The organism is Asaia sp. SF2.1 (assembly GCF_000505765.1).
In the GTDB taxonomy this organism is placed as follows: Bacteria; Pseudomonadota; Alphaproteobacteria; order Acetobacterales; family Acetobacteraceae; genus Asaia; species Asaia bogorensis.
In genome coordinates, this window is record NZ_AYXS01000006.1 from 17,424 (window position 1) to 26,129 (window position 8,706).

The following is an 8,706-nucleotide window of genomic DNA, read 5'->3' on the forward strand; positions in this document are numbered from 1 at the left end:
GTCGGCACGTCATGATACGCCTCATCGGGCGTTCGTCCACCCAGTGCCGAATGCGGACGTTTTGCGTTGTAGTGCGCGATCCATGCGGTGAGCCCGGCTCGCTGTTCTGATCCTGTCTCGAACGCGTACAGATAGACGCATTCGTATTTCAGAGACCGCCACAGACGCTCAATGAAGACATTGTCCAGCCAGCGGCCACACCCATCCATGCTGATGCGGATCTGTCTTTGCTCCAGCACGTCCGTGAACCGGGGTGTCGTGAATTGCGAGCCCTGGTCCGTATTGAAAATCTCCGGTGCCCCGTAGCGGATCAGCGCCTCCTGAAGGGTATCGATGCAGAACTCGGCATCCATCGTGTTCGACAGCCGCCAGGACAGAACCTTGCGGGTCGCCCAGTCCATAATCGAAACCAGATAGAGGAAGCCTTTGCGCATAGGGATGTAGGTGATGTCCGAGCACCAGACCTGATTAGGCCGGTCGATCACCAGATCCCGCAGCAGATACGGATATTTCCGATGCGCCGGATGCGGCACGGTCGTGCGTGGCTTCTGATAGATCGCCTGCAGCCCCATCGTCGCCATGAGCCGACGAACGCGCTTGCGCCCGACATCATGACCAAGCCTCTTGAGATGCCGGGTCATCTGCCGCGACCCGTAATAGGGCGTCTCCAGAAACTGCACGTCGATCAGCCGCATCAAAGCCAGGCTGGTCTCACTCTCCGGCACGGGCCGGTAGTAAACGCCCGATCGGTTGAGCTGCAGCAGCGCGCATTGCCGCACCACGGATAGCCGGGGCCGCTTCAGGTCAATCATTTGCCGCCTCTGAGCACGCCCAACCGCACAGAGGCATCCCGTAAAAAATCCCGTTCCACCAGGAGCTGCCCGATCTTCGCGTGGAGTTTCTCCACGCGAAGATCGGGCTGATTGTCGCCTCAGCTGCCTGCTTGCCGGAGAACGTTGCCGACATGCCCTCAATCGCCTGGCGCTTCCATTGGGCGATCATCGTCTGATGCACGCCGTGCTTCGACGCCAGTTCTGCCAGCGTCTGCTCGCCCCGGATCGCCTCCAGCGCAACCCGGGACTTGAACTCACACGAATACCGTTTCCGCGTAACCTTACCCATAAACCCGTCCTCTTTCAGGCCGGTCTATAGACCCAATGACCGTCATTCGCCTCGGTTTCCGAGGTCAGGGGGAGCGTAAGCTCACTTTGTCAGGAGAGGAGAATGACAATGTCGACTGCGAAATTCATTGGCCTGGACGTTCACAAGGAGACAATTGCCGTGGCGGTCGCCAATGACGGGCGATCGGGAGAAATCCGGTTCCACGGGACTATTCCCAACACGGGCGCTGCCATACGGCGCCTGGTGACACGCCTGGCAGCGCCCGATGTCACGCTCCACTTCTGCTATGAAGCAGGCGGCTGTGGATATGGTATCCATCGTCAGTTGACTGACCTGGGCGTGGAATGCAGCGTCATCGCGCCGTCGGTCATCCCGCGCAAGTCGGCGGATCGGGTGAAGACCGATCGACGCGACGCCCAGATGCTAGCGCGCCTGCTGCGCTCGGGCGAACTGACGGCAATCTGGGTGCCGGACGAGGCGCACGAAGCCATCCGGGATCTGATCCGGGGACGTCGGCAGGCGAAACAGGATCTGGTTGCCAGCCAGCAAACAGTATTGAGCTTCCTGCTCCGCCATGGGCGCAAATTCACCGGGCGATCGAATTGGACCAAGGCGCATTGGCGCTGGCTCGGTGAGCAGGCCTTCGACGCACCGCATCAGCAATTCGTGTTCGGTGAGGGCATCCGGCGGATTGAGGAGGCGCAGCATCGCTGCGACAGGCTGGACTCCATGCTGGTGGAAGCACTGCCGCAATGGTCGCTGGCTCCTCTGGTTCAGGCGTTGCAGGCCCTCCGTGGTGTCGGGCTCGTGGTGGCCGCGACCTTGGCTGCCGAAATTGGCGATCTCAGTCGCTTTGATACGCCCAAGCAACTGATGGGCTGGCTTGGCCTGGTTCCCTCCGAGGCGTCCAGCGGCACCCGCACCCGCCGTGGTGCGATAACAAAGACGGGGAACCGGGAGGCACGGGCGATGCTGGTAGAGGCGGCATGGTCGTATCGCCTGCCGGCGCGCGAAGAGAGGCGATATCAAATGCGCGTCGAAGGCTTGCCGGAGGATATCAGGGCCATCGCGTGGAAAGCTCAGGTCCGTCTTTGTCAGCGCTACCGCTCGTTGGCATCAACCGGAAAGGCCCTGCCAAAAGTGATTACGGCGATCGCCCGCGAGCTGGTCGGGTTCATCTGGGATATCGGCCGACGCATACAGCCAATCTGACAGAGAATTCCGCGCCCGATCATTGGACCTGACGGGCGTGCCGCGAAGACCAGGCAGGATGGGTAACCCTCGTTTTAAGCTGGGGCAGGTCTCGACCGACGCCCGTCTATAGAGAGAGGAAGGCCCACGACGGAAATGGGAAATGCGGTAGCCAATCCGCGGATGAGAGCATGATCAATCGTCGTCGATCGGCTCGCGGCACACCTGTCAGGTTCATCATCAGTTTTTGGTCACATCAGACGCCAGTCTGGTGTAAGATTGCCGTAGCTACATTCCCCATATGACGGTCATGAGAGCTTAACCCCCTGTCCGAAAAACCGGGGCCACCTCTGAGGGCACACCTCAACGACTTCATGGCAGCCTATAATTTCGGGCGAAGGCTCAAAACGCTGAGTGGCCTCACACCTTACGAATATATCTGCAAAATATGGACCTCAGAGCCAGAAAGATTCATCATCAATCCAACCCATCAAACCCCGGGACTAAACACCTAGCAACTGGGCAGCGTCGGCAATGCCAATGCGCACATTGAGTCCTTTGCGGCTATCGGGCAGGAAAGCCTTACGGCGTAGTCGCTCGATCATGCGCTCGCCAGCCTCAGCGAGATCACCGATCTGACTGACGATTGAATTCATTACAGCCCCTCAAGAGTGATTTGAACCATAAAAATAGAAATTATCGTCTGCTTTGTTCAAAAGGCAACGCCTTTGATGCTTGTGATAATTCAGATGCTTAATTTCGGGGCTTGCTGATATTCAAAGGCATCAAATTCTGCGCGCATGCTAATCGATAGAAAATGCTATGCAGGTTACCCTGCGGCTTCATATCCCATTAATTACATACCCGTAATGTTGCTTCTTTATGTATTTCGTTTTGACATCGGATCGATACACCTGGTAAAAGACTTCTAGTTTAAAGCCGTGTCAATGGAGGCACTGGCCTCACAAGCATCATGATCGAATTCAGGGCCAAGGGCGGCCCTGATGCCTTGAGGGCTTGGTGGCTTGCGCCGTCGCGCATGCTGCCATTCGGGAACTACCTTGGACAGGTCATTCTTCAAAGCCGGCCACTTGCCGACACTCATCGCTGCTTTCCTGTATTTCGACCTTTCTTTCATGGTCTGGGTGCTACTCGGTCCTCTAGGAATTGCAATCTCTCACGACCTGCATCTTAACGCAGGTCAGAAGGGCTTTCTGGTGGCGATGCCGGTGCTGGCAGGCGCCGTTTTTCGTGTCGTGCTTGGGGCCTGCGTGGACCTCTTTGGAGCGCGCCGAAGCGCGATTGCAGCACAGGTCACTGTAATTTTGGGATTGATCGTGACATGGTTTGCGTCGCCCTCCTCATATGTGGCGATGTTTCCACTTGCCCTTCTGCTAGGGATAGCAGGTGCGTCTTTTGCTGTGGCACTGCCATTGGTTTCGGGCTGGTATCCCCCTCAGTATCAGGGGACAGCTCTGGGCATCGCAGGCGCCGGAAATTCCGGCACCGCCTTTGCAGCGCTGGTTGCGCCTGTTCTTGCCGTCAGGTTTGGCTGGGTGAACGTCCTTGGGCTCGCGGTCATACCGCTCACAGTTGTGCTGATCGTGTTTCTAGCAATATCCCGAGAGCCACCCCAGCGTCGCTCGAGCGGGGGGCTGCGCGCCTGGGGACCTTTGCTGCGCCGGTGTGATGCCTGGATCCTGATGGGATTTTATGCCGTAACCTTTGGCGGGTTCGTCGGTCTGGCCTCTTTTCTGACCATCTATTTCAATGATCAGTACGGCCTAAGGCCTGCGACAGCAGGGTTTTGTACCGCAACCATTGTTTTTGCAGGATCTTTCGTTCGGCCACTGGGTGGCGCTCTAGCTGACCGAATCGGAGGAATCCGTGCCTTGGCCATCCTCTTTGCCGCCGCCAGCTTTATCTATTTATCGATCGGTATCGGTCTACCATCCCTTATACTTGCACTAGGCGCCTTTTTTGTCGGCATGATGGTTCTGGGTCTTGCAAATGGTGCCGTATTCCAGCTCGTGCCGACTCGTTTTCCACAATCCGTGGGGATCCTGACTGGACTTGTCGGCATGAGCGGCGGGATTGGCGGGTTTTGTCTGCCGGTTCTTCTGGGGACCATCCGTCATGCGACAGGGGGATACGGGGCGGCTTTTCTAGTGTTTGCTGCTTTCTCGTCATTCGGTCTGCTCTCTGTATGGCTGGCTCATACGCGCTGGGCGTCAACCCGGAGCCTCGCTTCCGGCGGGCAAATATGAAGGGGTGGCTTTGTGCGCTGTCGGCTCTTCCGGTCTTTCTCGCACTGCTTGCAGCACAGGCCGCTGCCGGGCCGTATGGTGTCTTCAGTACGGGCGATGGCGCGGCGGCGGGTTTCGGGACGGTTGGCGGGGTCGGACAGGTCTCCTGGGCACAAGACTGGTCCACGATCACGACGATACCTGGTCAGAAGCGCCCGCGCGACTGGTTCTCGCGTCTCAAGCATGTCTCCCTGACAGACAAGGGCGATATCTGGATCAGTTTTTTCGGTGAGGAGCGGCTACGGTATATTTTCGAGAACCAGCCCCTGATGGGGACGGCAGGCAAGACAGATGCCTCCCGTCTGCTCCTGCGCAGCCAGTATGGTGCGGATCTGCATATCGGAAAGCATGTCCGGGTCTATGCCGAACTGCTTCAGGCGTTGGCTGGTGGCTCGAATTATTACGGGTATCAGACCGGTATCCAGCGCGAACGGCTGGACCTGCAACAGGGTATTCTGGAGATACATGGCACCGTTCTGGGCGCGAAGGCAGGTGTCATCGGAGGTCGGCAGGTGTTTCTCGATGCCCCGGTCTCGATGCAGTCCGCGCGTGATCTGACCAATGCGCAGCAGACATGGGACGGGGTGCGCGGCTATGCGATCTGGAAGCGGACACGGCTCGATCTGTTCGATTTCGCACAGACCAACAAGCTGCCTGTCGGGATTTTCTCAGACGGGACGAACTATGCTGCGCGGATGTTCGGTGGGTACAGCTCGACGGCTCTTCCGGGCTTCAGACTGTGGGGCAAGCCGGGACAGCTCTTCGCTGATCTGTTCTATATCGGTTATCTCTTTTCCGGTTCCCTGGCTGCCCAGCCCCTGCTGGCCCAGGGCCGTACGCAGGCCGGATCGACACGGCGTGACAATGTGGGTGCGCGGCTGTGGGGCAAGGCAGGGCCGATCGCGATCAATCTGACAGGCGTGTTCCAGGGCGGGCAGTACCGTCCGGTAGACCGGACCCTGCCGAACCGGGCCGTCCGGGCTTATGCGGTGAATGCGGCTGTTCTTTACGCCGCGTCTGCCAGAGCCTGGAAACCCAGTCTCGGTGTGCAGGCCGATCTGTTTTCGGGCGGCTCCTACCGCTCGCAGGGCGAGGCGGTCGGTACCTTTGCCACGCCCTGTTTTCCGCTGCCCTATTACAATGACGTAACCTTGTCGCTTACATCGCAAAATCTTGTCGGTGTTGGACCATTGCTTGATCTTGCGCCGTCATCGACCTTTCATATCAAGTTGCATCTTCCGTTTTTCTGGCGGGAGAGTACCAATGATGCCGTCTATGCTGTTGGAAAGACCTATTCCTGGCGTGACAGACTGTCAGGGGGCTATATTGGTACCATACCCCAGGCACAGGCCGCCTGGAATTTCGCGCCGCACTGGACGTGGACCCAGGATTTCGCGGGCTTTTCCGCCTCGCACGCCATGCTACGGGCCGGTGCCCGTAGCGGCGTCTTCATCATGCAGACCATGATGCTCAAGTTCTGAAAAAGGACATTCCGGACATGACTGACACGACCAATATCATCATCATCGGCAACGGCATGGTTGGCCATTACTGCGCCGAACAGCTCGTCAGTCATGGATTGCACGAGACGCACCGGATCCACGTGTTCGGAGCCGAGCGGCACGCCGCTTATGACCGGGTGCATCTGACCGAATACATGACCGGACAGGATGCTCTTTCCCTGCGCCTGCATGAGGAAGGTTTTCATGATGCGCACGGGATCACGCTTCATCTTGGTGTGGCTGTGACGGCCATCGACCGCGAGGCCCGGATGATCCGCACCGGACAGGGAGATTTTCCCTATGGGACCCTTGTGATTGCGACCGGTTCCTATCCGTTTGTGCCGTTTGTGCCGGGCAATTCTGGAACGGCCGGCCTCGTCTATCGTACGCTCGACGATCTCGATGCGATCCGCGTGGCGGCACAGGGTGCGCGGCATGGCGTGGTAATCGGCGGCGGTCTGCTGGGCCTGGAAGCGGCCAATGCGGTCAAGTCCCTCGGGCTGGATGTGGCCGTGGTCGAATTTGCACCGCGCCTGATGCCGGTCCAGCTCGACGAGGAGGGCGGGCGGGCGTTGCGTCACCGGATCGAAACCATGGGGATCGATGTGCGTACCGCGCATGCAACGCAGGCGATCGAGCCGGGGGAAACCCTGCGGCACAGACTGGTCTTTGCGGACGGATCCATGCTGGAAACCGATCTTGTCGTATTTTCGGCCGGGATCCGGCCCAATGATGCGCTTGCGCGTGGTTGCGGACTGGAGACGGGCGCACGCGGTGGGATTGCGGTGGATGACCAGTGCCGCACCAGTGACCCGCATGTCTTTGCGATTGGCGAGTGTGCGTCGTGGCAGGAGCGTGTTTTCGGTCTTGTTGCACCGGGCTACACCATGGCGCGTACAGCGGCGGCCGTCATTGCGGGGGAAGATGCGGCCTTTACCGGGGCAGACATGTCCACAAAGCTGAAACTGCTCGGGGTGGACGTCGGTTCGATCGGCGATGCACAGGGGGCCGAACCCGGATCGACCAGTTATCGCTTTATCGGGGAGGCGGACGGTTCCTATCGCCGTCTTGTGCTTTCAGCCGATGGAAAGCGCATAACCGGTGCCGTGCTGGTGGGCGATAATTCCTACTACGATACGATCCTGCAATTCGTACAAAATGCCATCAGGCCGCCAGCCGATCCGGCTGCCCTAATCCTGCCCCGCGGTGAGGGTGCGGTGCTTCTGGGTGCGGATTCACTGCCCGATACGGCGATGATCTGCTCGTGCCATAATGTCACCAAAGGGGCGATCAGCGCGGCCATTGAAGGAGGATGCACGGAGTTCGGTGCGCTGAAGACGCAGACCAAGGCTTCGACAGGCTGCGGCGGATGTGCGGGTCTGCTCAAATCCGTGTTCGAAACGGAATTGTCCGCACGCGGGATCGAGGTCGATCATTCCCTGTGCGAACATTTTTCCCATACGCGACAGGAGCTTTATGCGCTTGTCCGGGTTCACAATATACGGACTTTTGGCGAGCTGCTGGAGAAGCATGGCAATGGCGGACTGGGCTGCGATATCTGCAAGCCCACAGTCGGGTCGATCCTTGCCTCTGCCTGGAACAGGCCGATCACCGATCCGGCCTATATTCCGCTGCAGGACACGAATGACACCTTCATGGCCAATATGCAGAAAAACGGCACTTATTCCGTCATGCCGCGTATTGCGGGCGGCGAGATCACGCCGGACAAGCTGATTGTTCTGGGGCAGGTCGGAAAGAAATACGGGCTCTATACCAAGATTACGGGCGGACAGCGCATTGACCTGTTCGGCGCGCAGATCCATCAGCTTCCCGATATCTGGGCTGAACTGATCGAGGCGGGTTTCGAGACCGGTCACGCATATGGCAAGTCGACCCGTACCGTGAAATCCTGTGTGGGGAGTACCTGGTGTCGTTACGGCGTGCAGGACAGTGTCGGTCAGGCGCTCGACCTTGAAAACCGCTACAAAGGACTGCGCAGCCCGCACAAGCTGAAATTCGCGGTGTCCGGCTGTACGCGCGAATGCGCGGAGGCGCAGGGCAAGGATGTCGGGGTGATTGCCACTGAAAACGGCTGGAACCTGTATGTCTGCGGCAACGGGGGCATGCGTCCGCGGCATGCTGAACTGTTCGCGACCGATCTCGATTCGGAGACTCTCGTCCGATATATTGATCGTTTCCTGATGTTCTATATCCGCACGGCCGACAAGCTTCAGCGGACCTCCGTCTGGCGGGAGACTCTCGAAGGCGGTCTCGATTACCTCAGGGATGTCATCATTAGGGACAGCCTGGGCATTGCTGACGAGCTCGAGCGCCAGATGCAGAGCGTTGTGGACAGCTATCACTGCGAATGGCGCGATGCACTTTCGGATCGGGACAAGCTCAAGCGGTTCCGGACCTTTGTCAATGACAGCCGACCCGACCCGAACGTGCAGACCGTGCCCGAGCGTGATCAGGTCAGACCTGCGGAAAATGGTTCCGGCAGTCCGGCGGGTGTCGGTCCCCGTGACTGGCAGACACTGTGCGAGGAGGGAGATCTCGTTCCCAATTCAGGTGTGGTCGCCTGG

At 58.8% G+C, this 8,706-nt stretch carries 5 protein-coding genes and 2 pseudogenes; 5 read left to right on the forward strand and 2 right to left on the reverse strand.

Annotated features, from left to right (window positions below):
* Nucleotides 1-1,122 (reverse strand): annotated as a pseudogene (locus P792_RS24670) (IS3 family transposase); the annotation flags it as partial.
* Nucleotides 1,123-1,230: 108 nt separating this feature from the next.
* Here P792_RS24670 and P792_RS24680 point away from each other — a divergent pair.
* Both P792_RS24680 and P792_RS36465 read left to right on the forward strand, forming a co-directional pair.
* Complete coding sequence (locus P792_RS24680; protein WP_369794205.1) at nt 1,231-2,334, forward strand: IS110 family transposase; 1,104 nt, start codon at nt 1,231-1,233, stop codon at nt 2,332-2,334.
* Nucleotides 2,335-2,663: 329 nt separating this feature from the next.
* Nucleotides 2,664-2,828: pseudogene (locus P792_RS36465) on the forward strand (IS481 family transposase); the annotation flags it as partial.
* On the opposite strand, the gene P792_RS36960 reads toward P792_RS36465, so the two are convergent.
* Nucleotides 2,817-2,969, reverse strand: coding sequence for a hypothetical protein (locus tag P792_RS36960; RefSeq protein ID WP_023977961.1), 153 nt, complete (start codon nt 2,967-2,969; stop codon nt 2,817-2,819). The pseudogene P792_RS36465 and the gene P792_RS36960 sit on opposite strands and share 12 nt — an antisense overlap.
* A gap of 405 nt (nt 2,970-3,374) precedes the next feature.
* On the opposite strand from P792_RS36960, the gene P792_RS24685 reads away from it, so the two are divergent.
* The 3 genes from P792_RS24685 to nirB form a co-directional block, all read left to right on the forward strand.
* Nucleotides 3,375-4,580: a NarK/NasA family nitrate transporter gene (locus P792_RS24685; protein ID WP_023977962.1), complete on the forward strand. Its 1,206-nt coding sequence runs from the start codon at nt 3,375-3,377 to the stop codon at nt 4,578-4,580.
* Entirely contained in the window at nt 4,577-6,100 is a 1,524-nt protein-coding gene (locus P792_RS24690) for an alginate export family protein (RefSeq protein WP_023977963.1), read from the forward strand. Before P792_RS24685 ends, P792_RS24690 begins: the two co-directional genes overlap by 4 nt.
* Before the next feature lie 17 nt (nt 6,101-6,117).
* Nucleotides 6,118-8,706, forward strand: a 2,589-nt coding sequence (gene nirB / locus P792_RS24695; RefSeq protein ID WP_035439434.1) for a nitrite reductase large subunit NirB, incomplete at its 3' end; no start/stop codon positions are given.

Bases quoted from the DNA above. Each gene is read 5' to 3' on its own strand.
- P792_RS24680 (WP_369794205.1), top strand. From the start codon at position 1,231: ATGTCGACTGCGAAATTCATTGGCCTGGACGTTCACAAGGAGACAATT.
- P792_RS36960 (WP_023977961.1), bottom strand. From the start codon at position 2,969: ATGAATTCAATCGTCAGTCAGATCGGTGATCTCGCTGAGGCTGGCGAG.
- P792_RS24690 (WP_023977963.1), top strand. From the start codon at position 4,577: ATGAAGGGGTGGCTTTGTGCGCTGTCGGCTCTTCCGGTCTTTCTCGCA.